This window comes from uncultured Brachyspira sp. (assembly GCF_944393015.1).
Lineage (GTDB): Bacteria > Spirochaetota > Brachyspiria > Brachyspirales > Brachyspiraceae > Brachyspira.
Map to the genome: position 1 here is coordinate 41577 of NZ_CALXYQ010000013.1, position 25532 is coordinate 67108.

Genomic DNA, 25532 nt, shown 5'->3' on the forward strand with positions numbered 1-25532 from the left:
TAGATATGATTTTAGTATATTATTAAAGTAAAAGATATTAAATTTTTTAAAAAGGGACTTAATATAATTAACAACAAACTTTTAGATAATAAAGTAAAATTCAAAGATAATGCTTCTTTTATATCTGTATGCGGAGTAGAAGATAAACATCTTGAAATATTAGAAAATAAATTTAATGTTTCCATATATCCAAAAGGAAATGAATTAACTATAAAAGGTGATTTAGTAAAAATAGAAGACACCATAAAAGTTTTATATACTTTAAAAGATTTATACAATTCATCTGCTGAAATAACCGAACAAAAAGTAATCAATATAGCCGACAACATCTATAATGATAAAGAAAATAAATTTATATCCATGAAAATAAAATTGCCTTATTTGGGCAGAAATATAGAAATGAAAACTGTATCTCAGGGAGAATATTTATATAAGATGCAAAAAAGCGATATAATATTTTCTACAGGTGCTGCAGGTACAGGTAAGACTTTTCTTTCCGTGGCTTATGCTATCAATTTACTTTCTGAAGGAAAAATAGAACGTATCATTATAACAAGACCAGTTGTAGAGGCGGGTGAGAGTTTAGGATATTTGCCTGGGGATTTTAAAGAGAAAATATCTCCTTATATGCGTCCTGTTTACGATGCTCTATACAGCATTATATCTGCTGATATGATATCAAGATTTACAGAAGAAGGTAAAATAGAAGTAGCTCCTCTTGCATATATGAGAGGAAGAACTTTAAGCCGATCTTTTATAATACTTGATGAGGCACAAAATACTACTATATCTCAGATGAAAATGTTTTTAAGCAGAATAGGAGAGAAGTCTAAAGTTGTTGTTACAGGCGATATTTCTCAAAGCGATTTGCCTAAAAATGCTCAGTCAGGACTAGAACATGCTTTGAAAATATTAAGCAATATAAACGGTATTAGTTTTCATCATTTTGAAAAGAAAGATGTTATAAGGCATCATTTAGTTTCTAAAATATTAGAGGCTTATGATAATGCTGATTAATTTATATAAATATATTAAAAAAGGTACTAATTTATGAATACAAATAAAAAAATAGTAAAATCTGTTTTGAATAAAACTCCAAATATAGAAAGATTTTTCCAATTAAGTATAGCTATATTATTATACTTGTTTACTCTATTTTTGGTTTTTCCAACTTATATGCAGAAAGTTAATATCCCTAATATAGGTGATATAGTTACAGAGCCTTTCATAGTAAAGCAGAATGTAAAATATGAAAATAAAGAAGAAACTCAAAAAGTTGTATATTATACAGAAGCAGCTGCATCCCCTACATTTGATATGCCTAAAAATATAGAATATGAAGCTTTATCTAAAATAAGCAATATGTTTTCTTTTATGAGAATATCTCATGATAATAATATTTCTATTGATGATATGTATAATCAATTTTTACTTATGTATGATGAGCCTATAAATAAATCTGTATTTTCAAATGCTGTAGTTAATGATCTTAATATAGGTTATGAAGCTAAAGTAATAGAAACAGTTAAAGAATTACTAGGCGTAGGCATCATATCCAGAGGAAATTTAAGTGCTGATACTTTAAGTTTAATATTGGATAATGGTATATTCGTATATAGCTATGATAACTATATAGTTGAAGAAAAATTACTTCCTAAAAACAGAGTTTTCTTTTTGGAAGATTTAAGAGTTGAACTTCCTTCAATGATAGGTACTAAATATAGAAATCTCAATATAAATCATATAAATTCTATATCATCTATTGTTAATGCATTTTTAAGAGATAATTTAATATATAATTCTTCAAGAACTAAAGAAAAAATAAATAATCTAAGACATAATGTAGATCCTATTTATAATGTAATAAAAAAAGGTTTTCCTATTTTAAGTGTAGGGGAAAGAGTAACTGAGGAAAAAGCTGAATTAATTAGAAATTTATTCGGAAATAATTTTGGAGGATATAATGTATCTATATTCATAGGTCAGGCTTTATTTATTCTGCTTCTTTTTTCATTTATTGGATTTATTATATTAAGATATAAGATACCTTTTTACATAACTTTCAAAAATTTCTTATTGTTTGCTATAGAGTACGCTGTAATAATTGGAATCACTTATATTTTTTATAATCATGTTTCTTATAGTTTATCAAATGTTTATATTCCTTTTTATGTATATACATTCATTCCTATGTTCAGTATAATAAACTCTTTGCTTGGAGCTAAAAGAGGAATATCTTCTATGATAACATTATGTATAACTTTACTTGCGGCAAATGTAGCACAGGCTGGAATATTTGAAATATCTTCATTGTTTGTTATATCTGTTATTGCATCTATATTGTCAAAAAGAATACATAATAGATATTCTATTATGTTAATTGGTTTGTTTATAGGGGCATATTTAAGTTTGATGTGTTTGGTAAGTATATTATTAGATGATAGTCTAAAGATAAATTATATAACTTTTATATTTGCATTTGTAAGCGGATTTACTCAGTCTATACTTGTTATGATATTTTTACCTATTATTGAATATGTACTTGAAACAGCAACTATATTCAGACTTCAGGAATTATCAGATTTGAACAATCCTCTTCTTAGAAAACTTCAGATGAACGCTCCTGGTACTTATCACCATTCTATAAGTATGGCTAATTTAGTTGAAACTATAGCTGAAGAAATAGGAGAAGATGCAAGACTTGCCTGTGTATCTGCATATTATCATGATATAGGTAAAATGGAGAATCCTCTCTATTATATAGAAAATACGAATAAAACAGAAAACAGACATAATAAATTAAAGCCTACTCTTTCTGCTTCGATAGTAAAAGCCCATGTTCGTTTAGGTGTTGAAATAGCTAAAAAATACAGACTTCCGAAAGAGGTTATTGCGGCAATTAAAGAACATCATGGAACTAGCTTAATAAAATATTTCTATGTGGAAGCTATGAAAGAAAATCCTGATGTTGATGTTAATTTATTTACATATCCAGGTCCTAGACCTCAGTCAAAAATTACTGCGATATTAATGATATTAGATTCTATAGAGGCAGCAAGCAGGTCTTTAGATTCGCCTAGAAGAGAAGATTTAGAAATGCTCATAGAACATATTGTAAATGATAAAATGGCTCATGGTGAGTTAAACGACAGCGGTCTTACTTTGAAAGATATAGAAATAATTAAAAAGATATCATTCCAGCAAATAATAGCATCATTGCATGAGAGAATTAAATATCCTGAGTTGAATAATAATTCTGAATCAGATAAGAAAGAAGAAAAGAAAGATGATAAAAAAGAAGAAAAAGATTCTAAAAAACAAATAGCTAAAGATGCTAAAGAGGAAAAGAAATCTAAGAAAGTAGAAAAGATTAAAGAAAATATAAAAGAAAAAATAGCTAAGAAAATACCTTTGAAGCATAAAGGCGAAAAGGATGCAAAAGAATTAAAATACAGCAAAGACACTAAAGAAAGTAAAGAAGTTAAAGAAATAAAAGAAACTAAAGATACTAAAGAATCTGTAAAAAAATAACAATTATGAAAGTAAATGTTTTTAATGAAACTGATTATGATATAAATATAAAGTATTATAAATATTTTTTATATTACTCTGCCAAAACTGCTGATATTGACGGTGAGGTTAATTTACTTTTTTGCGATGATGAATATATAAAAAATCTTAATAAAGAGTTTAGAAACAAAGATAAAGCTACCGATGTGCTTACATTTCCTATGGGAGATATTAATGAAGGCGGAGATATAGTTATTTCTTATGAATGGGTAGTAACTAGATATAGTGAAGAAAAGATAAAAAAGACTATATTAAAATTGATTATTCATTCAATACTTCATTTGAAAGGAATACATCATAATTATACTAGAAAATCATTAATGGAAAATCATAATAAAATGAGAGAATTATATAAGAAAGTAATAAAAACAATAAAAGAAAATAAATCATAATTTAAGGACATATATAAAAATGCCAATAAATAAATTAATATCTAAAATAGTGAAAAAAAAAGATAGTGATACGGAAAAAAATAATTATGTAAATTTATCCACATTAACAGAAGCTGAAAGAGAAATTATAACAAATACTATAGAATTGAAATCAAAAAGTGTAAGAGAAATAATGGTGCCTAGAGTTGATGTTGTTATGATACCTATAGACTCTTCTTATGATAAAGTTATAAAGGCTTTTAATAAGGATAGAAACTCAAGGATTCCGGTATATAAAGACGGCATAGATGATATAGTTGGTGTTTTGTATGTTAAAGATTTGATTGATGCTGAAGAAAAGAATTTCTCTCTTAAAAAGATTCTTCATAAACCTTTATTTGTTCCAATATCAATTTCATTAATGGAATTATTAAAAAATTTCAGAGAGAAGCAAATTCATATAGCAATGGTTGTTGATGAGTACGGCGGATTTTCTGGTATTGTTTCTATGGAAGATGTACTTGAACAGATTATAGGGGACATAAGAGATGAATACGATGAAGAAGATGAAGAAGTAAAGAGCAATGATGACGGAACATATTTGGTTGATGCAAGAACTAGAATAGATGATTTTAATAAATATGATATACTTCCTCCTATACCAGATGATGAGGCAGATACTGTTGGAGGATTTTTATTTTCGTATTTGGGCAGACTTCCTAAAAGAAATGAGGATATAGAATATAATGGGTATTCATTTACTGTTGTTGGTAAGAGCGGAAATATTGTTACTAAAATAAGAATAGAAAAATTGAAAAAAGAAGATACAGAAAAGAATGAAAAGTAATTTTATTTTTTTAATAATAGTTGTATATAAAAAGCCCCGTCTATTTTAGGCGAGGCTTTATTTTTTATTATTGCTAATAAAAATTGCTCATAAAAAATACCTGCCATTATCATAAATGACAGGTACTTATAATTTTTATATATATTACTCTAAATAAGCATAATGGAACTGGTATTCTTGCAATGGTGTTAATACATAATCTTTCAATCTTTTACTTACTAAAGTAGGATTTGAAGGGTTGTATATAGGTATTAACAAATTATCTTCTGCTATTAATATCTTTTCAGCTTCATGCATAGCTTTCATTCTTATTTCCTGATTAGCAGAATTTCTTGCAGCTTCTATATAATTATCAAATTGTTTATTGCTGTATCCTGCAGTATTTTGGCTTCTGTAGCTTAAATAATTTTCTAAGAAAGTCATAGGATCGCTGTAATCACCAATCCATAAAGTTCTTATAAGCTGATAATTTTTTTCGCTTCTCATTTGCTGATAAGCTGCCCATTCCATAGAAGATATCTGTAAATCAACTCCTAAGTTCTCTTTCCACATTTGCTGAATTGCCTCTGCCACTTGTATATATACTAAATCTGCAGTAGTTTTATACTCAAGTACAGGAAATCCTTCTCCATTAGTGTATCCTGCCTCAGCCATTAATTGTTTGGCCATTTCCACATTATTAGAGTAAGCCTCTTTTGATAAGTCTATATATTCTCCGCCATTTTCTCTGAAATCTCCTTTTACATCATAAGCACCTACCGGCACCCAAGCACTTGTAGGAGATTTAGCTGTAGGAACAACATTTTCTACTATATAATTTCTATCTATAGCTAAAGATAAAGCTTTTCTTATTCTTGTATCTTTTAATATTTCATTAGTGGCATTGATACCGAATGCTACAGTAGAAAAATACGGAGCAATATTAACTATACCTTCAGATTTTAATTTTTCTAAATCCTGTTCTATAATATAAACTGAAAAGTCTAATGAACCGTCTTTAATTCCAGCTAATGCCAAAGTAGCATCTTTCATCATAACGAAAGTAATTTTTTCAGGTACTATATTATCTTTATTCCAATAGTTAGTATTTTTTACAACTACTATTTTTTCATCAGGGTTTCTTTCAGTCATGACAAATGCCCCATTACCTATATAGCTTTCAGGGCTTAATGACCATTGATCGCCGTACTGTTCTATTATATCTTTTCTCACAGGAGCAAATATAGGATAAGTTAATATATCTAAAAAATAACCTGTAGGAGCTTCTAAAGTTATTTCTAAAGTATAATTATCTATGGCTTTTACTCCAAGCTGTTCAGCAGGAAGTTCGCTTGATAGTATTTTAACTGCATTTTTAATATATTCTATAAAAGAAGTATATTCAGCACCGCTTAAAGGATTTACAGCTCTTTGTAAAGCATATACAAAATCATCAGCGACTACATCTTTACCATCAGACCATTTGGCATTTGTTCTTAAATTAAAAGTATATACAAGTCCGTCATCAGATATATTCCAGCTTTCACAAGCTCCAGCCTGTAAATTACCTTCTTTATCCTTTGTTATTAAAGTTTCAAATACATGTCTAGGATATACGAAGTCATTTCCGGATAGAGTAGGGTCTATTGTTTTTGGTTCTTCGCCTGCATTAATGAATAATTCTTTAGGGTTTCTGTTTTTAGATGATGAGCATGATATGGCAAATATCATAATAAAGGTTATTGAGAGAAGTAGTATTTTTCTAAACATAGCATTTTCCTTAAATATATTATTAGTTATCATAATACTATAATAATTTATATAATGCAATTATTTTTTACTAATAACAGTAATTTATTTTTATGAAAAAGTAGTAAAAATTGTTTTACTAAATATAGTAATTTTTTGTTTTTTAAATCAAAAAATTAGATCAGAGAGATTATATGAAAAAGTTAATTAGTATTTTATTTATTTTAATTTTATCTATTTCTCTTTATTCTCAAACTTCAAGATTTAAAAGACTTACTCCAGAGCAATTAACAAATCTTGCAAATCCTAGAAGACTTTCTCACAGAATATTCTATACTAGAGCTTCTCAAGGACCTAATGCTAAATGGTTTGATGCTGTTAAAGAAGGAAATCTTGATGAAATAAAGAAAATGGTAGAAGCAGGACAGGATATAGAAGTTCAGGATACATACAGTTTAAAACAAACTGCTTTAGGCTGGGCTGCTTTTATAGGATATTTAGATGTTGTTCAGTATTTAGTATCTAAAGGTGCTAATCTTTATGCAGGTGATACTGCTGATGTTACAAGTGCTTTTAAATCTGCCATACTTGGCGGCAATATAGATGTTATAGAATATTTATACCCTTTATATAATGGAAAATTAGACCTTAATGAACAGGATAAAAGGGACGGAGAAACAATGCTTATGGTTGCTGCTGGAAACGGCAGAGAAGAGGCTGTAAAATTCTTATTAGATAAAAAAGTTGATGTAAATATAGTAAGCAAACAATTAAACAAGTCTGCTTATACTTATGCATGCGAATCAAGAAATCAAAATATTATTAAGATGATATCAGATGCCGGCGGAATTAATGTACGTACTGGAAAGGCTTCTTGTCAATAATAATACTTAAATACAAAAAAATGGGGCTTAATAAAAGCCCTATTTTTATTTATACCATTATTAATTTAATAAAATTATTTACGATAATACTATTATGAATAACAAAAACCGTTTTATTATATTTTCTACAGTTATTATCGTTTTGATAATAGTCTCTTTTTCATCTCTTATAGTTACAGCAAATACAAAAGTTTCTGAAACTATAGTAAGAGAGAGTGAATCAAACAATGCTGAAAATCCTAGCAAGAAATTTAACGATATAATAGAAAATAGAAAGGTAAGAATACTTATAGACCCAGGACATAATGCAGCTACTAAAGGTGCTTTAGGTTATTTGGGTTATGAATATTATATGAATTTGAGAGTGGCAAGAGAATTAGCAAAGATACTTTCAGAGGATGATAGATTTGAGTATTTTTTAAGCAGAGAAGGTGCATACTACAGCAGACCTATAAAAGAATATATGACTAATAATTATGAGGAGCTTTTGGGTATATATAATACTAAAGTAAAAGGCGAGGAGAGAACTGGAAATTTAACTAGATATCAGACCTTAGAATTATACGCTATTAGACACTATGCTATAGATAATAATTTTGATTTACTTTTAAGCATACATTTTGATTATATGCCTTATATAAGCAGAAGAAATAAAACTTCAGGTTTTCATGTTATAGTTAGTCCATACAATAAAGAATTTCCAGCTTCTATGCAGGTTGCTTATAAATTATCAGAAAGAATGCAGGAAAAATATAAGATTTCTCCTATTATAGGACATGATAGAGTTCTTCCTAATACTGTTTGGAAATTCTATGATAAAGAAGAGCTTATCAATAATGCTATATCATTAAGAGGATTAATAGTTATAGGCGATGCTTTTGAAAATGCTTATAATAAAGAAGAAATAAAAAAAGATGTTCCTTCTGTACTTATAGAATCTGGTTTTATACATGAATGGAAGTTTGAAAGTAATAGGGCTGTAAAAGAATTGGCTAATCAAATGTATTTGGCTTTAGTTGATGTATATACTACAAAATAAACTATTTAACTGTTATTATTATTGATTAAAAATCAATATTTTGTTAAAATAACTCTAAAATAGGCAGTAGTAGAATTATGTATATAAAACCTAAAAAAAAGAAAAATAATAAATATTTAAATAAAAAAGAAAATTTTTTGCATTTATTTTTTGGTAAAATAGGTAAATTTCTCACCCATAGAATTTACTTTATGTTTATACCGCATTCTAAAAAGAAAACTAAAACATTATCGCTTCCAGTATATTCTATCATAATAATAGTATTAATAATTTCATTATCACTTCTTACAACTTTTTCTTTCCTTACAAAGAATACTGTTTTGGCAAGTAAAACTGAAGTATTAAGCGGAAGTTATAAGGATAAATTATCAGAAATAAATTCTCTTGAAAATATATTTAGTTCTGTGGTTACTAATGATTATTACAGAAATGATATGTCGAATATTGCTTCTCTTATGAAAGTTGAGTCAAACAATATGAATCTATCCACAAATTATGCGGATAATATTTTGGTTATGAATTTGAGAGCAGAAGAATTAGAAAAATTGAAGATGTATTTAGATGAATTAAAAGCTAATATAACTTCAAAAAATAATGCTTTAGAACCTATACCTTCAATACTTCCTATAGATTCAAGATATGCGGTTGTATCCAGACCATATCAGGAAGGCTCTATTATATCAAAAGGAATAGGTTTTGAAACTATTGCAGGAACTTTGATTAGGTCTACAGCATCGGGTACTGTTAATGATGTATCTTATGATAAGGATACAGGATTTACAATTACTATTTATCATAGATTTGGTATTATTACTAGATACAGCGGACTTGCTACTTCTTTGGTATCTGAAAAAATGGATGTAAAGAAGGGCGAGATATTGGGCAATGCTAAAACTGGTGTTTTTGACTATGAATTGAGAATAGCTACTGAATATGTTAATCCATTAATATTTACAACAGTGGAATATAAATGAATATAACTGAAAATAAAAAATTACAAAATGGAATAAAATATGCAGCACTTGGTGTTGAGTTTGGGAGTATGGTATTAGGTTTGACTTTCGTAGGACATTATGCTGATAAACATTTTAATAGTAAGCCTTTATTTACAATAATAGGCATATTTGTAGGTTTTGTCTCGGGAATTTACAGGCTTTATAAAATATCTAAGACTTTTGACAAAATTAATAAAAAACAGTAAGGATATAAAATGAAACCTATTATAAATAGTTTATTAGATACTGATTTATATAAATTTACTATGCAGCAATGTGCTTTAAGGCAGTTTTCTGATGTTTGGGTTCGTTATGTTTTTAGAAGCAGAAATATTTTGGAATGGACTGAAGATATGCATAGGGAGCTTTTAAAACAGATAAAATATTTTTGCGATTTAACTTTCAGAAAAGATGAATTGGAATATTTAGCTTCTTTAAGATTTATCAAAAAAGATTATATAGAGTTCCTAAAATTGTACAGACCTTTAGGAGAACATATAAGGGCATTATTTGATGATAATAAATTAACAGTAGAAATAGAAGGCCCTTGGTATCAAACTATTCTTTGGGAGATACCTATTCTTGCTATGATTAGCGAGATTTATTATGCTTATACTATTTGTAAAGATGATAATGGTAAAAAGGCTTATGAACAGGCTGAAATTAATTTAATAAAAAAAATAGATGAAAAATTACTTCCTATACATAATTCGGATAATGGATTTAGATTTTCAGAATTTGGAACTAGAAGAAGGTTTTCTTTTGATTGGCAGAGAAGAGTTGTTTCTATATTAAAAGAAAAACTTCCTCCAGTATGTTTAGTAGGAACGAGCAATGTATATTTTGCTAAGACTTACGATTTGCTTGCTGTTGGTACTAATGCTCATGAATATTATCAAGTAGGGCAGGCATTGGATAAGGTTAGGCTTGCAGAGAGTCAGAAGTTTATGCTTCAGTCTTGGGTTAATGAATATAGAGGCGATCTAGGAATAGCTTTATCCGATACATTAGGAACCGATAAATTTTTAAAAGATTTCGATTTATATTTTGCAAAACTTTATGACGGAATAAGGCATGATTCAGGAGATCCTTTTGTTTGGGGGCATAAAGTTATAAATCATTATAAGAATCTCAGAGTTAATCCTAAAACTAAGACATTGCTTTTTAGTGATAGTCTTAATTTTGACAAGGCATATAATATATACAAAGAATTCAAAGATGAAACTAATGTGGCATTTGGTATAGGTACTTATATTACTAATGATTTTGAGCCTGTAGCAAAGCCTTTAAATATAGTTATGAAACTTCAGAGTGTTAATGGTAAGCCTGTAGCTAAATTATCTGATGATGAAGGTAAAACTATATGTGAAGATGAGGCGTTTTTAAGTTATTTAAAAATTGTTGCAAAAGAATAATTATTAACGCACGGTAAGCGAATCATTATATATTATTTAAATTAAAATTTTTTACTAAACAATATATTATAGAATTATTCTGCGTGCGTTGTGATCGTAATAAATTTAAAAAAAACTTGGGTGGGTGTTATCAATTCTAATTAAGCAATAAAGAAATAAAAATCAAAATTCAAAATAAATTAAAAAGCCTAAAGGGTGGGGAATGAAAATAGGTTTTAAAACTTTATTACATACCCCGCCCTTTATATTTTTTAAATCAATTTATTAATTTTAATTTTTTTATATTTAAAGCTAAATTGTCAAAGCATACCCGCCCTAGTTTTTATTAGGGTAACATTTTATTTAACGCACGTTTAATATATTGTTTAAATTATAATTTTGGATTAAGTATATACTAAAGAATTTGCTCTGCGTGCGATAGAGTTGATTAATAATTTTTATTAGTGATAATAAATAATTATTGTTTTAATTCGTCTATTTTTTCTAAAGCCTTATTATTATAAGGGTCTATTTCTAATAGCTTTTTATAAGAATTAATAGCATTATTTTTATCATTAAGTTTTATATATAAATCAGCTTGTTTTTCCAAATGATATATATCTAATGTTTCATTGTATATTTCTATAGCCTTTTTGTACGCTGCATTCCTTTCTTCTATGTTTCCTAGTTTTTCGTATAGGTTTCCGATATTTTCAAAACTGTAAGCATCATTATCATTTTTATATATTTCTATGGCTTTTTTATATATTTCATTTCTATCATCTATTTTATTTAATTTCTCGTATAAATCTCCTAATTCAATATACGCTTCAATATTATTAGAATCTTTTTCTATAACTTTTTTTAATATATCTACAGCTTTATTATATTCTTTAATGTCTTCATATAATGCAGCCATTGAAATATAATAATTATAATCATTAGGGTTAATTTCTATAGCAGTGTTGTATAGTTCTATTGCTTTACTATACTCTTTAATATCTTTATATAATTCAGATAAATAATAATAATACTGATTATTTGTAGGATTTTCTTTCATTACATCATTATATGCATTTATTATTTCTTTATACTGTTCTATGCCGGCATCTTTATCATAAAATTTTGTTATTATGCTCCATAAAGAAGGATTAATTTCTATGTATTTTTTATATATATTGATGGCTTCTTCATTCTTTCCAATTTTTATGTATATTTTTGCAAGAGAATCTATTGCTGAAGAAGAGAAGTCCTCTAATTCACTATGATAATCTATTTTTAAGAGTTTTTGATATGTATCTATAGCCTCATTATATTGTTTATTTTTATCATAAGATAATGCCAAATAATGCATAATTTCATTGTCATTGTCATTTTGAAAATTATCTAAAGATTTTTTAAGATATTTTACAGCCTCATCAAAATTTTCAGCTTTTAAATATTCTTTTCCTAAAGTAAAAGCATAATATTGTTTATTATTATTAACTTCTTCTGTATAATTTATTTCATAAGCTTTTTTATATGCGATAGATGCATCAGTATAATTTCCTATATTATTGTATATCTCTCCAATCAAATACCAATATTCTGAATCTTTATTATTTATCTCTATTGCATTTTTTATATTTTTTAAAGCATCATTAATAACATTAGAAGAATAATATACGCATGCAATCCAATATAAAGCTCTGTCATTTTTTGGGTCTAATTCTATTATTTTTTTTAATATTTCTATGCTGCTTTTTGAATCAAAATTTAGATAGTACGCTTTTGCCAAGAGGAATAATTTTTTTATATTTTTATCATCGTTTTTTAAATATTCTTGTAATACATTTATAATATTGGAATATTCTTTATTGTATATGAATTCTTTTTCATCACTTTCGGAATCATCACTATAGAACTCATTATCATTGAGTATTTCTTCAATTTTTTCTAAAGTATAATGTTCCATCATAACCCCCTATTATAAATTGATAATTTATATAACACTATTAATAGAGACGATTACATATTTTAACATCAATTAAGAAAATATATATAATCACTTGTAAAGTAATTCTAACATATTTTTATGTTTATTTCAATTATAAATATGTAAATAATGAGTATATAGCGATAATAGATAAAAAAGTATTAAACAAATTTTAATTATACCGAAAATATTTATAAGAAATATTAAAATTTTTGGAGGAATACGCCTTATGATGCGTTCATTATTTGCCGGCGTGTCTGGTTTGCAAAATCATCAAACTCGAATGGATGTGGTTGGAAATAACATAGCTAACGTTAATACTTACGGATTTAAAAGAGGAAGAGTTACTTTCAAGGATATGATAAGCCAATCTTTAAGCGGAGCAGCTAAGCCGCAAGAGGATAGAGGCGGTATCAATCCTCAGCAGGTAGGCTTAGGTATGATGGTTGCAACTATAGACACTATACATACTCAAGGTGCTTTACAAGTTACAGGTGTAAACACTGATTTAGCTATTCAGGGAGAAGGTTTCTTTATTGAAAAAAGAGGCAATAATTCTTATTATACAAGAAATGGTGCTTTTTCTTTAGATAAAGACGGATATTTAGTAAATCCTTCTAATGGTTATAAAGTACAAGGTTGGAATGCTGTACTTAATCCAGAAACTGGTGAAATGGATTTAAATACTGCTGCTGGTGTAGAAGATATAATTATACCAGTAGGTTCAAAAGATCCAGCAAGAGCTACAGCTAATACAAAATATTTCTGTAACTTACAAAAGAGCGGAGAAACACATCAATCAGATTTAACTATATACGATTCTACAGGAATCCCTCGTCAATTAAGAGCAACTTTCACTAGAACAGATGTTAACAGATGGGATATGGTAATAGATATACCAGATGCTACTGAAGGAAGTGTAAGTGTATCAGCAGGCGATCCAGTAGAAGGCGGCGGAAACAATACTTTCCAATTAGTATTTAATGATGCCGGTTCTTTGATTTCAGTAAGTGATGGAACTAACACACAAACAGAGGGCGTATTAATGCCTAATGTATCTTTCACTTATCAAGGAACAGAAGGTGAAGTAAATCAAACTATTAACCTTACTTTAGGTGAAGTTGGTTTATTTAATGGTATTACACAATTTGAATCACCATCAACAACTAAAGCTATAGAACAAGATGGTTATACTATGGGTATGCTAGAAGGTTTCAGCTTTGATGACAGCGGTCAGATTACTGGTGTATTCACTAATGGAAACAGAAAAACTTTGGGTCAGGTTGCTTTAGCTAAATTTAATAATGCAGGCGGTTTAGAGAAAGCAGGAGATACTTTATTTGTACAAAGCAATAACTCAGGAGCTGCCAATATAGGTGTTGCTTCAGCAGAGGGCAGAGGTTCTATTAAAGCAGGAACTTTAGAGATGTCTAACGTTGATTTGAGTGAGCAGTTTACAGATATGATAGTAACTCAAAGAGGATTCCAATCTAATGCTAGAACTATAACTACAGCAGACCAAATGCTTCAGGAAGTTATAGCTCTTAAGAGATAATAAATAGACTTTTTATAATTTTATAGTATAATAGAGTTAGGAGTTTCTGATAATGATACATATAACAAGATTTGATGGAAGTATATTATATGTTAATCCTCATCAAATAGAATTCATGGAGGAGACTCCTGATTTGGTAATAACAATGTTATCTGGAAGGAAGGTAGTAACTAAAGATAGTTTTGAAACGGTGCTAAATAGAATAATAGACTACAGAACTAGAATAGTTGATGAAAAAAGTGTAAAAAAGCCATCGTTCTATGGTAATGAAGAATGAAAATAAATAAAAAATAAATTTTAGTTAGAGGTCAAAATATGGATATATTTGTACCATTAGGTGTTGTATTAGTTATAGCTATTAACTTATTCGGTATCATTGCAGGAGGCGGTAATGTAGGTCATATGGTTGACTTTGCATCTGTAGTTGTTACAGGTTTGGGAGGTACAACTTCGCTTTTAGTTGCTAATGACTTAGGAACTATATTAGGTGTTCCTAAAGCTATAAAAGTTCTTTTGAAAAAACCTGATTATGATGAAGCACAAATTATTATAACACTTTTAAGTTTTTCAGAAAAAGCTAGAAGAGAAGGTTTATTAGTATTAGAAGATGATATACAAGAAATTTCAGATCCTTTACTTAAAAAAGGTATGCAGCTTGTAGTAGACGGAACAGATCCAGAGCTTGTAAAAAACATTCTTAATACAGAAATAGATAACGTAGAAGCAAGGCATGATACAATTAAAAAAGTATTTGAAGATGCTGCTTCATTATATCCTGCTTGGGGTATGATTGGTACATTAATCGGACTTGTAATCATGCTTAGAAGTTTGGGCGGCGGCGGCGGTATGGAAGCTATCGGTTCTGGTATGGCTGTAGCACTTATTACTACATATTACGGATCTGTTATAGCTAACGGTTTTGCTTTGCCTATAGCTGGAAGACTAGCAGCAAGACATGCTTCAGAAGCTACTGTTCAAAACATTATGCTTGAAGGTATATTATCTATACAGGCAGGTGATAACCCTAGAATAGTAAAAGATAAACTTATATCATTCTTACCTCCTGCTCAGCGTCAGAAAGTTAATGAACAAGTAGGAGATAGATAGTAATAGAAATATAGATGATATAAATAATTTTAGAGGTAAAAAATGGCTACTATTAAATTTGGTAAAAAAGCTAAAAAAGTTGGAGACAAAGCACAAGTACCAGGTCCTTCAGCTCCTTTATGGCTTCAAACTTACGGAGACTTCGTAACATTAGTATTGACATTCTTCGTAATGCTTCTTGCAACAATGTCTAGTTCTGTTAACGATTCTTCTATACAGCTTATTGCTACAGCATTCCAAGGTTCATTCGGAGTTATGCCGGGAGGTGCTACACTGTCTCAAAGCAAACTTATTTATGGAGGAGCTAATGCTAATACACTTCCATCTACAGACAGAGGATATTCTGTTGGAAGAAGCATAGATAAGGCAAGTTCTGTTTTGGAATCAGAAATAAAAAGCAGAAAGGTAAGAATAGAAGAAGATGAAAGAGGCTTTATCATAAGTCTTGGTGCAGATCAATATTTTGAATCTGCTTCTACTAATTTAGTTGATAATCAAAGTAATGTTGAAACTTTTATCAAATTAGCTTCTGTGCTTAGCGGTTTGCCTAATGATGTAAGAATAGAGGGTCATACAGATTCAGGATCTATCATTCCTGGAAGTATTACAGAACAGAAATTTGGTAATAACTGGGGACTTTCTTCTGCAAGAGCTATGGTTGTTTTAGAAAAAATATTTGAAAATGATCAGGCTGGTAAACTAGATAGAAATAAATATTCAATTGCAGGATATGCTGACACAAGACCAGTTGCTTCTAATGATTTACCAGATGGAAGGGCTTTAAATAGAAGGGTTGATATTGTTGTAGTAAGAAATGATGTTACTTATTATAATCAAAGGTAAAGCGTAAAAAATAAGATGCTCTTAGCTGATAAATGGAAAGACTATAAAATTATAGATTGCGGTGAAGGCGAAAAACTTGAGAATATAGGAGGGTTTTTAGTATCCCGTCCGGATTCTCAAGTTATTTGGTCTAAACAGTTAAAAAAATGGGAAAAATTAGATGCTATATATCATCGTTCGGATAAGGGCGGAGGTTATTGGCAGTATATAAATAAGCCTAAAGATAATTTTATCATAAAATATCAAGATTTATCATTCAAAATAGAATTTACTAATTTCAAACATATAGGTATTTTTCCGGAACAGGCTGTTAATTGGCAGTTCATTATTGATAAAATAAAAGAGAAAAAATCTTCTACTCATAAAGATAAAGAAATAAAAGCATTGAATTTATTTGCATATACAGGCGGTGCCACTGTTGCTTGTGCCTATGCTGATTGTAATGAAGTTGTACATGTTGATGCTTCAAAAAAAATAGTAGGGCATGCACAGAAAAATATAGAAATAAACAATTTGCAAAATAAAAAAGTAAGATTCATTATAGAAGATGTTATCAAATTTGTATTGAGAGAAATAAGACGCGAAAGAAAGTATGATGTTATAATAATGGATCCTCCTGTATATGGAAGAGGTCCTAATGGAGAACTTTGGCAGATAGAAACTAGTTTAAAAAGATTAGTAGAAGAATGTGTTAAACTTTTGTCAGATGAGCCTATTCTTTTTTTGATAAATTGTTATACAGCAAGTTTTTCTCATATATCATTAAAAAATATTTTATCAACTTCTATAAAACATAATGGAATTTTTGAAAGCGGTGAAATAGGTATTCCTATAGAAAATTCTGATATTGTTCTTCCTTGCGGAATATATGCAAGGTTTCATTCTTAAATAAGTTTAAAAATAAAAAGGAGCCATTTTACTGACTCCTTTTTTATTAATTATATTTTCATTAAGTTAATAACTTATAGTACCGCCTTTTTCATGTACTTCTATGAATCTTAACAATTCAGCTTTAACTTCTTCAGCAGTATCAAGTGAAAGTACTCTTTTTGCTAACATCTGACATTCAGATTTATCCAAAGAGATTATCATCTTTTTAACCTCAGGTATTGATATTGCTGACATAGAGAATACATCAAGACCGAGTCCGAAAAGTAATGGTACAGCAAGTAAATCTCCTGCTAACTCTCCGCACATAGAAATAATAATTCCGCTTGCATGTGCACCTTCTATAGCCATTTTTATAGCTATAAGTACAGAAGGGTTATAAGGATCACAAATAGCTGCTATTTTTTCGTTTCCTCTGTCTGAAGCTAAAGTGTATTGAGTTAAGTCATTAGTACCTATTGAGAAGAAATCAGATTCTCTTGCAAAAGCCTCGGCTCTGAATACAACAGAAGGTGTTTCTATCATCATACCCAATTCCAAAGATTCATTAAAAGGAACATTTTCTCTCATAAGTTCTAATTTACATTCATTGAATATAGCTTTAGCCTTACGGAGTTCTTCTATAGATACTATCATAGGAAGCATAACTTTAATTTTACCAAAAGCTGAAGCTCTAAGTAAAGCTCTGAATTGAGTTCTAATAATAGAAGTTTTATCCAAACATATTCTCAAAGCTCTCCAACCAAGAGCAGGATTTTCTTCTTTAGGCATCTCTAAATAAGGCAGATATTTATCGCCTCCTATATCCATAGTTCTTATGGTAACAGTATGTCCGCTCATAGCAACAGCAACTTCTTTATATGCTCTAAATTGCTCTTCTTCTGTAGGGAAGTCTGTATTTTCCATAAATAGGAATTCTGTTCTATACAGTCCTATACCATCAGCACCATTTTTCAAAACTCCTCCTAAATCAGCAGGAGAACCTATATTAGCATATACTCTTATTTTTGTACCATCTTTAGATATAGCATCTTTATGGGCATACTCTTTTAATAAAGCTCTTTTCTTGTCGAATTCATCTTTAAGCTTCAAACATTCATCTATAGATTCTTTAGTAGGATTTACTATAACGGAACCAGTATTTCCATTAACTATTATAATTTGATTATTTTCTAAATCTTTTAAATTTTCACCTACGCCTACAACAGCAGGAAGCTCTAAAGATCTAGCCATAATAGATGTATGTGAAGTTCTTCCGCCTATTTCTGTAACAAATGCAAGGGTATTATCCAAATCCAAATTAGCAGTGTCGGAAGGAGTTAAATCTCTTGCAATTACTATAGAATCTTTAGGAAGGTTAGAAACATCAACTATATCTTCGCCTTGAATATTTCTTATCCATCTGTCAGAAATATCAAGTAAATCTCCAGCTCTCTCTCTTAAATATTCATCTTCGACTTCGCTTAACATTTTAGTATAAACTTCTATACCCTGTGATAAAGCATATTCTGCACAAACTTTATCATCAGCTATAATATTATTAACCTCTTCAAGCAAGTCATCATCTTCAAGCAAAGTAATATGAGCATCAAATATAGCAGCTTTTTCTTCTGAAACTTTTTTAGCTGTAGTTTCTCTTATTTTTATGAGCTGTTCTTTTGTTTTATTTCTAGCTTCTAATAGTCTAGCCTGCTCAGAATTTACTTCTTTACATGGGCATTTAGAAATTACTAAGTCTTTTTTTAAAAAGAGATAAACTTTACCTATAGCTATACCGGGAGAAACCCCAATACCAGTAATTCTTTTTTCCATATTATAATTCCATAAATAAAATTTTTAATTTAGTCTTTTAAATTAGCTATAAATTCTTCTACTTTTTTTAAATTTTCTGCTTCATTATCACCATCGCAATAAACTGTAAGAACAGATCCTTTTTTTACTCCTAAAGATAAAACTTTTAAAAGAGATGAAGCATTAACTCTTTTACCAGCTTCATTTTCTACTTCTATCTTACAGCCTGTTAATGATTTAATAAATGTTACGAACTCATTACCAGGTCTGGCATGAAGTCCTGTATCATTTTGTATAGTAACTTTACCTGTAGTCATTGGCAACTCCTCCATTCTTTTCTTATATATAGTTTAAAGTATATCAGTTTTTTCTCATTTGTCAAATTATATATGTACTAAATGATATATTTTATTATACTAAGAGCATAGTTTTTTAGTGAATTTTTTTTATAAAAAATAAATATTATGTAAATTTCTATTTAAAATATAAATGATTATATGATTTATTGTTTTTTTGCTATCATATTAAAATAAATACCTTGCAAAACTAAAAACGGATAAACTTTACATTTTAATAATTTTAAATTAGATATTCCGCCTGTCAAAAATATTTTGCATTTAATATTATATTTGGATTTAATGTATTTTTTGGTTTCTGATACGGCATAATTAACAGTACCTATTGTATTATATATAGCACCTGACATAATAGCATCTTTTACATTATTGTTTATAGGATTAGGTATTGATTGTATAGGACCTATTTCATAATAAGGTAAAGATGTAATATTTGATAATGCCTGATAACTTGTTTTTGTACCTGATATTATCATACCGCCTAAAAATGTGAAATCTGAAATCATAATACTTATTGTAGTAGCTGTGCCCATATCTATAACTATTGAAGCGTATTTCTCTTCATTACTATTACTGATTTTTTCAAGACATATAGATGCATAAGTTGATAAGATTCTATCTATACCAACAGAATCTTTAGGTTCATAAAAATTATCTTTTAATTCAATATCATTATGAGTAACTCTATGAGGCTTCATATTAAAGCAATCTTCTATGCTGCCTTCGAACAAATCATTTACTTTCAGTGAAACACTGCTGTAAAATACCTGCTTTATATCTGCATGATTATTTTTTATTTCATTTAAGGCATTTACCAGATCTAAAGCATTACTATGTTCTATAGCTTTATAGTATAAAGGTTGGCAATTTTTTTCTTCAAAAATTCCTAGCTTAACTCTAGTGTTTCCTATGTCTGAAAGCAAATACATTTTTAAACCCCGTCTTTTATATTATTACTCTCTAAAAAGTTTTTTGTTTTTTCCATAAGGAATTCTCTATTATTTAATTCCGGTTCATCTAATATTAAATCCAGTAAATAATTTAATATTTTTCCTATTAAAGGTCCTGGATTTAAATTAAATTCATTGATTAAATCATTTCCGTCTATTTTTAGATCTTTAACCGTAATAGCATTTTCTTCTTCAATTATTTTGTCAATTCTAGCTAATAGTTTAGGTATAGCTTTGCTTTCTTTGTCTTTTCTGTTTCCGCTTCCAAGTCTGTCAGCTTCTCTTAATCTTAAAAGAGGTCTTATATTTTCAACACCAATAGCACGCATAAATCTTCTAACCGCACCGTCAGTCCATTCATCTTGATAATAGAACATATGCTGTCTTACTAATAAGGTAACGAAATCTATTTCAGAATTTGAGTATTTTAATCTTTTCATTATTTTTTTAGCAATACTGGCTCCTACAACCTCATGATTATAATAAACAGGATCATCTTGTTTTGATACCTTTTTTTGAACCATAGGTTTAGCTATATCATGAAATAGTGCTGCAAGCCTTACCAATAATGTTAATTCTTCAGTTTCTAAAGGCTCAACTGATTGTATTGTATGAAGAATATGATAATAAACATCGTACTTATGAAATTTATTTTGATTGACTCCAAAACCCTGCATAAGTTCAGGTAATATTAAAGATAATACACCAGTTTTTCTAAGTAATTCTAAACCTCTGAAAGGATTTTTGGACAGCAGTATGCCGTTAAACTCTTCTCTTATTCTTTCTGCAGCAATTGAAGCAAGCATTCCTGTAGAGTGAGTTATAGCATCAAATGTTTCTTTTTCTATATCGAAATCTAATTTAGTAGCGAATCTTATGGCACGCATTATTCTAAGACCATCTTCTCTAAATCTTTCATAAGGATTGCCTACAGATTTTACTATTTTTCTTTTTATATCTTTCATACCATCAAACATATCTATTAGACTTCCATCTAAAATGTTATACGCCATGGCATTTATTGTTAAATCTCTTCTAGGTAAATCTTCTTCTATATTAGAAGCATATTTTACATGATCAGGATGTCTTCCGTCACTGTAATTTCCGTCGCTTCTAAAAGTTGTTATTTCCACATGCATATCTTCTATAATTACAAGTATAGTACCATGCTTGATGCCTGTTGGGATAGTATATTTAAATATTCTTTGTACATCTTCTGGTCTTGCATCTGTGGTGATATCATATTCATGCGGAGTGATGCCCATTATAGAATCTCTAACTGCACCGCCTACTAAAAAACACTGAAAGCCTTCAACATATAATATTCTTGCTATTTCTTTTATCGGATGAGGTATATCTGTAAATATTTTCTTCACTTAATATCCTATAATGTTTTTATTTTATATAGTATATACAATTTTTGATTAATTACAAATTTTTAACACTGTACAAACATACTAATATTGTAGTATTAGATCAATTTTCCTTTCATATCTAAGCATAAATCAAGTATTGAAACAGCAATAGCAGCTTCTATAACTGGTACAGCCCTTACAGCTATACATGGATCATGACGTCCTTTAATAATGAGAGTTTCTTCTTCTTTAGTTTCTATATTTAAAGTTAATTGTTCTTTCGATATTGATGGGGTAGGCTTTATAACTACATTAACAACTATAGGCATACCGTTTGATATACCGCCTAGTATTCCTCCATTATTATTAGTTTTTGTTTCAACTCTTTTTATATTATTTTCATCTTTTATAGTATAAGCATCATTGCATTCGCTTGCTTTATAATTAACGAAGTCAAAACCAAGTCCGAAATCTATTCCTTTTACAGCTGGTACAGCAAATACAGACTGAGCTATTCTGCTTTCTATAGATGAATAAAAAGGATCTCCAAACCCTGCAGGCATATTGAATACAGCAGCAGTTATAATACCCCCTACTGAATCCATATTCATTTTAGCTTCTTCTATGGTATTTATCATTTTATTCATTGCTTCATTATCAAATACACTCAATTCTTTATTATAATTATCAGTAAACTCTTCATAAGTTGGGAAAACATTATTTGGATATTTATCTTTTATATTGTATATTTGTTTTATATGAGCCGCTATATTAATATCAAATTTTTCTTTCAATGCTAATTTTGCCAAAGCACCAGCAAACACTAAAGGAGCTGTAAGTCTTCCTGAAAAATGTCCGCCTCCTCTTATATCATTAAATCCGTCATATCTTAGCATTGCAGTATAATCACTATGCGAAGGTCTAGGTAGAGTTTTTAAATTAGAATAATCGCCGCTTCTTTTATTTTCATTTTTTATGATTGCAGCTATTGGCATACCAGTACTTTTATCATCAAGTATTCCTGATAATATTTCTACTTTATCAGCTTCATTTCTTGCAGTTGCTAGTTTTGCATTTTTAGCTCTTCTTCTGTCCATTTCATTGTCTATAAATTGACTATCTATATTAATACCATAAGGAAAACCATCTATAACACAGCCTATAGCTTCTCCATGTGATTCTCCAAATAAACTTAATTTAATATTATTTCCAAATACGCTTCCCATTTTATATATTCCTAAAGTTTAATTTGCACTAGTATATATTATTTTTGATAAACTTTCTATATTTGAATTATTAAATGATAAATTAAAATAAGATTTTATTAAAAGAATAAACTAAAAATTTTTAAGTTTGTCAATTGATGCACTTTATATAAAATTATCTACTTTTTTGCCGCACAAAAAAGTAGCAAAAAACGCAATTACTATGACTTTATATTAAATATATACTTATTAAATATAGGATATAACCTAAATTTAGACCATAAATGCAGTTCTTAGCGAAGCGTATCCGAGCCTGTTGAGGATATAGCTTATTTTATACCAATAAAAGAAGTGAGGGCTGCACGCTGTGTACTTCGTAAGGGCAAAGCCCCATATATAAAAACAAAAATATAACTTTATTTTTTGACAAAGTATATTTAGGTATATATTATTTTTGATAAACTTTCTATATTATTGCATTATTAATTGATAAATTAAAATAAGATTTTATTAAAAGAATATAATTATTTTTTGATACCTAGAATTTCAACACCTGTTTGAGTGATTAAAACAGTATGCTCAAAATGAACAGCTAAAGAATAATCCGGAGTAGATAAAGTCCAGCCGTCTTTTTCTTTTTCGTATTTGTCTGTGCCGTTTGTTATCATAAGCTCCAATGCCAATACCATATTAGGCTCTAATATAACATCATTATTAGGATGATAAAAATTGAATATATAAGGTGCTTCATGATATTCGTAACCTACTCCATGACCTGTAAGTGATTTTATTACACTAAATCCGTATTCATGAACTTTGTTTTCAACTGTTTTTCCATATTCGCTTAAAAGTACATTAGGTCCCAATTTATAAATGCCATATTCCAAAGCCTTTTTGCAGGCATCTATAAGTTTATAAGCTCTATGATTAACAGACCCCATACCGCCTTCTATAACTATGGTTCTAGCACAGTCAGCATAGTATCCATTATATTTCACTCCAACATCAACGCATACAGGTTCACCATGAACAAGTATTTTATTGTTTGTGGGTCTTCCATGTGCTATTTCATTTCCGCTTGATATGCTTGTAGCAAATCCATAATCAGGAACTTCAAAGTTAGCAGGGTAGGCGTTTTGTGATTTTATATATCTTTCTACTTCTTTATCTACTTTAGATGCTCTTACACCTGACATACAAAGTTTAAATGCCAAATCAATAGAATTCTGCGCTATTTCAGCAGCCTTTCTTATGTTTTCTATTGCATCATCATCTTTTATAGTAGGTTTTACTATTTCTTTTACTTCTTTTATAAACATGTATTTTTTATATCCTTTATTTTAAAGATCTAGGAGTAAATATATATAAAAGAATCACCAATATAAAAGATCCCAATACCGCAGAAGATAAATTTATTTTTATATATTGTATATTGCTTAATCTAGGTAAATAGTATGATCCAAGCAAAGCACCAACTGTTGCTATAAGAAACATCATAACCCAACCGCCGAATACTTTAATTTTAAGTATTTTACCGAATATCAAACTGACAATGATTCCTATAACTATAAACGCTGATACTACTATAATATATTCCATCTGTTTCCTATAACCTCTTTTAATTTACTAGTTAGATGATAAACCTATAAAAAATGATTTTAATCCTCCTTCATCATTTTCTATCGGTACAAATATCATATGAGAAATATCTTTTCTATCTTCAGGGTCAAATTTACTTTTTATAGAGTCTGAAGCGAAAGGATCAGATACATATAATGTCTTTTTATGAGATAGAATCTTCTTGAATAAAGCTTCATTCTCGCTAATACTCAATTTATCTTTTGTACTATCAGATATATTTTGAGATTCCACTATATCATAATTTCCATTATCCTGTCTGCTTAGCATAGCAGCATGTACAATATCTAGTCCAGACTGATCTTTTACCCATTCCAACATATCACTCATATTTTTATTAACAAATTTTTTACCTCTAATAGCTTTTAAAACTTTTTTCCAATTAGAAGTCATGTTTTCTTTAACTTTTTCTTCTGCCTCTCTGTAAAAATCATCTGGAACCTTAGGTACTTCTTCAGGATCATATAAATCTTTATCTATTAAATCTTCTGTATCGAAAGTGTCTTTTTCACTTGCAGGTTTAATTACTTCTCCATCATCATATTCTTCGCTGAAATTAGGTGATATATTAGAAGTTCCTGTATCATTGTTATCGCTTTCTTCATCATCATAATCACCGAGTAAAAAATCTCTGTTAAGCGAAAAATTAAAAGCATCGCTTGAAGAAAAATATTCTTCTTCCTTTTTTACTATTTCATCTTCTAAAATAGAACCATGACTTATCAAAATATCCCCCTCGTTATTATCATAGTTTTCATCATTATCTTCTATAATATCATCAATTCCCTTTATAATATCATTATCAGATGAGTTATCATTATCATCAATAGCTTCTTCTAGTTCTTCATTATCATTTTCTTCAGACTCTTTAATTTCATCATGTAAATCAGGTATATCGTCCAAATCTTCAACAGTATCATCTATATTATTTTCTTCTTCATCATCTAATATATTATCAGAATCTAAAAGCTCTTCATCAGAATATTCTTTCATTTCCGGAACATTTTCATCATTATTATTTTGTTCTTGATTTTCTTGTTC

24 protein-coding genes and 1 pseudogene are annotated in these 25532 nt (G+C 28.9%); 14 read left to right on the forward strand and 11 right to left on the reverse strand.

Annotated elements, in window-relative coordinates; translation table 11 throughout:
• Positions 1-11: 11 nt before the first annotated feature.
• Positions 12-278 (reverse strand): hypothetical protein, encoded by a 267-nt coding sequence (locus Q0K19_RS06375; RefSeq protein ID WP_297246446.1) that lies wholly within the window; start codon positions 276-278, stop codon positions 12-14.
• Between the two features lie 82 nt (positions 279-360).
• Here Q0K19_RS06375 and Q0K19_RS06380 point away from each other — a divergent pair, with 82 nt between their 5' ends.
• From Q0K19_RS06380 to tlyC, 4 genes are read left to right on the forward strand one after another with little or no spacing between them, the layout of a single operon-like run.
• On the forward strand, positions 361-1017 hold the full coding sequence (locus Q0K19_RS06380) for a PhoH family protein (protein WP_297246448.1): 657 nt from the start codon (positions 361-363) through the stop codon (positions 1015-1017).
• A gap of 33 nt (positions 1018-1050) precedes the next feature.
• Entirely contained in the window at positions 1051-3531 is a 2481-nt protein-coding gene (locus tag Q0K19_RS06385) for an HDIG domain-containing metalloprotein (RefSeq protein WP_297246450.1), read from the forward strand.
• 5 nt (positions 3532-3536) lie between these two features.
• Positions 3537-3962 carry an rRNA maturation RNase YbeY gene (ybeY, locus tag Q0K19_RS06390; RefSeq protein ID WP_297246452.1) on the forward strand — a complete coding sequence of 142 codons (426 nt, stop codon included), beginning with the start codon at positions 3537-3539 and terminating at the stop codon, positions 3960-3962.
• Between the two features lie 19 nt (positions 3963-3981).
• Positions 3982-4788, forward strand: coding sequence for a hemolysin C (tlyC, locus tag Q0K19_RS06395; RefSeq protein ID WP_297246455.1), 807 nt, complete (start codon positions 3982-3984; stop codon positions 4786-4788).
• A gap of 144 nt (positions 4789-4932) precedes the next feature.
• Here tlyC and Q0K19_RS06400 read toward each other — a convergent pair whose 3' ends face one another.
• A complete protein-coding gene (locus tag Q0K19_RS06400) occupies positions 4933-6537 on the reverse strand; it encodes a peptide ABC transporter substrate-binding protein (protein ID WP_297246457.1) in 1605 nt (534 codons plus the stop codon).
• Positions 6538-6710: 173 nt separating this feature from the next.
• On the opposite strand from Q0K19_RS06400, the gene Q0K19_RS06405 reads away from it, so the two are divergent.
• The 5 genes from Q0K19_RS06405 to pncB all read left to right on the forward strand — a co-directional run bounded on the left by Q0K19_RS06405 (position 6711) and on the right by pncB (position 10849).
• Complete coding sequence (locus Q0K19_RS06405) at positions 6711-7400, forward strand: ankyrin repeat domain-containing protein (RefSeq protein WP_297246459.1); 690 nt, start codon at positions 6711-6713, stop codon at positions 7398-7400.
• A 94-nt stretch (positions 7401-7494) separates the two neighbouring features.
• The gene (locus Q0K19_RS06410; protein WP_297246461.1) at positions 7495-8439 is read left to right on the forward strand and encodes an N-acetylmuramoyl-L-alanine amidase; all 945 of its coding nucleotides are present in this window, start codon (positions 7495-7497) and stop codon (positions 8437-8439) included.
• Positions 8440-8516: 77 nt separating this feature from the next.
• Complete coding sequence (locus tag Q0K19_RS06415; RefSeq protein ID WP_297246463.1) at positions 8517-9413, forward strand: M23 family metallopeptidase; 897 nt, start codon at positions 8517-8519, stop codon at positions 9411-9413.
• Positions 9410-9640 (forward strand): AtpZ/AtpI family protein, encoded by a 231-nt coding sequence (locus Q0K19_RS06420; protein WP_014486915.1) that lies wholly within the window; start codon positions 9410-9412, stop codon positions 9638-9640. The genes Q0K19_RS06415 and Q0K19_RS06420 overlap by 4 nt, the downstream gene beginning before the upstream one ends.
• Before the next feature lie 9 nt (positions 9641-9649).
• Positions 9650-10849 carry a nicotinate phosphoribosyltransferase gene (gene pncB / locus Q0K19_RS06425; RefSeq protein ID WP_297246466.1) on the forward strand — a complete coding sequence of 400 codons (1200 nt, stop codon included), beginning with the start codon at positions 9650-9652 and terminating at the stop codon, positions 10847-10849.
• 457 nt (positions 10850-11306) lie between these two features.
• Here the strand turns inward: pncB and Q0K19_RS06430 are convergent, their stop codons facing one another.
• On the reverse strand, positions 11307-12782 hold the full coding sequence (locus tag Q0K19_RS06430) for a tetratricopeptide repeat protein (RefSeq protein WP_297246468.1): 1476 nt from the start codon (positions 12780-12782) through the stop codon (positions 11307-11309).
• Between the two features lie 250 nt (positions 12783-13032).
• Here Q0K19_RS06430 and flgE point away from each other — a divergent pair, with 250 nt between their 5' ends.
• Genes flgE through Q0K19_RS06455 form a run of 5 tightly spaced genes read left to right on the forward strand, consistent with a single transcriptional unit; the run spans position 13033 to position 17196 of the window.
• A complete protein-coding gene (flgE, locus tag Q0K19_RS06435) occupies positions 13033-14358 on the forward strand; it encodes a flagellar hook protein FlgE (protein WP_014486918.1) in 1326 nt (441 codons plus the stop codon).
• 52 nt (positions 14359-14410) lie between these two features.
• Positions 14411-14635, forward strand: a complete 225-nt coding sequence (locus tag Q0K19_RS06440) for a flagellar FlbD family protein (protein ID WP_297246470.1) — start codon at positions 14411-14413, stop codon at positions 14633-14635.
• 38 nt (positions 14636-14673) lie between these two features.
• Positions 14674-15465 carry a motility protein A gene (locus Q0K19_RS06445; RefSeq protein WP_297246472.1) on the forward strand — a complete coding sequence of 264 codons (792 nt, stop codon included), beginning with the start codon at positions 14674-14676 and terminating at the stop codon, positions 15463-15465.
• A gap of 42 nt (positions 15466-15507) precedes the next feature.
• Positions 15508-16308, forward strand: a complete 801-nt coding sequence (locus Q0K19_RS06450) for a flagellar motor protein MotB (protein WP_297246474.1) — start codon at positions 15508-15510, stop codon at positions 16306-16308.
• 15 nt (positions 16309-16323) lie between these two features.
• Complete coding sequence (locus tag Q0K19_RS06455) at positions 16324-17196, forward strand: class I SAM-dependent methyltransferase (protein ID WP_297246476.1); 873 nt, start codon at positions 16324-16326, stop codon at positions 17194-17196.
• 66 nt (positions 17197-17262) lie between these two features.
• On the opposite strand, the gene ptsP is transcribed toward Q0K19_RS06455, so the two are convergent.
• The 8 genes and pseudogenes from ptsP to Q0K19_RS06495 form a co-directional block, all read right to left on the reverse strand.
• Complete coding sequence (ptsP, locus tag Q0K19_RS06460) at positions 17263-19008, reverse strand: phosphoenolpyruvate--protein phosphotransferase (protein WP_297246478.1); 1746 nt, start codon at positions 19006-19008, stop codon at positions 17263-17265.
• 29 nt (positions 19009-19037) lie between these two features.
• Positions 19038-19304 carry an HPr family phosphocarrier protein gene (locus tag Q0K19_RS06465; RefSeq protein WP_297246479.1) on the reverse strand — a complete coding sequence of 89 codons (267 nt, stop codon included), beginning with the start codon at positions 19302-19304 and terminating at the stop codon, positions 19038-19040.
• Positions 19305-19489: 185 nt separating this feature from the next.
• Entirely contained in the window at positions 19490-20272 is a 783-nt protein-coding gene (locus Q0K19_RS06470) for a type III pantothenate kinase (RefSeq protein WP_297246480.1), read from the reverse strand.
• Positions 20273-20274: 2 nt separating this feature from the next.
• Entirely contained in the window at positions 20275-21669 is a 1395-nt protein-coding gene (locus Q0K19_RS06475; RefSeq protein ID WP_297246483.1) for an HD domain-containing protein, read from the reverse strand.
• 95 nt (positions 21670-21764) lie between these two features.
• On the reverse strand, positions 21765-22874 hold the full coding sequence (gene aroC, locus Q0K19_RS06480) for a chorismate synthase (RefSeq protein WP_297246485.1): 1110 nt from the start codon (positions 22872-22874) through the stop codon (positions 21765-21767).
• Positions 22875-23377: 503 nt separating this feature from the next.
• Entirely contained in the window at positions 23378-24172 is a 795-nt protein-coding gene (gene map / locus Q0K19_RS06485) for a type I methionyl aminopeptidase (RefSeq protein WP_297246487.1), read from the reverse strand.
• A gap of 16 nt (positions 24173-24188) precedes the next feature.
• Entirely contained in the window at positions 24189-24452 is a 264-nt protein-coding gene (locus Q0K19_RS06490) for a hypothetical protein (protein WP_297246489.1), read from the reverse strand.
• A 27-nt stretch (positions 24453-24479) separates the two neighbouring features.
• A pseudogene (locus tag Q0K19_RS06495) lies at positions 24480-25532 on the reverse strand (AAA family ATPase); the annotation flags it as partial.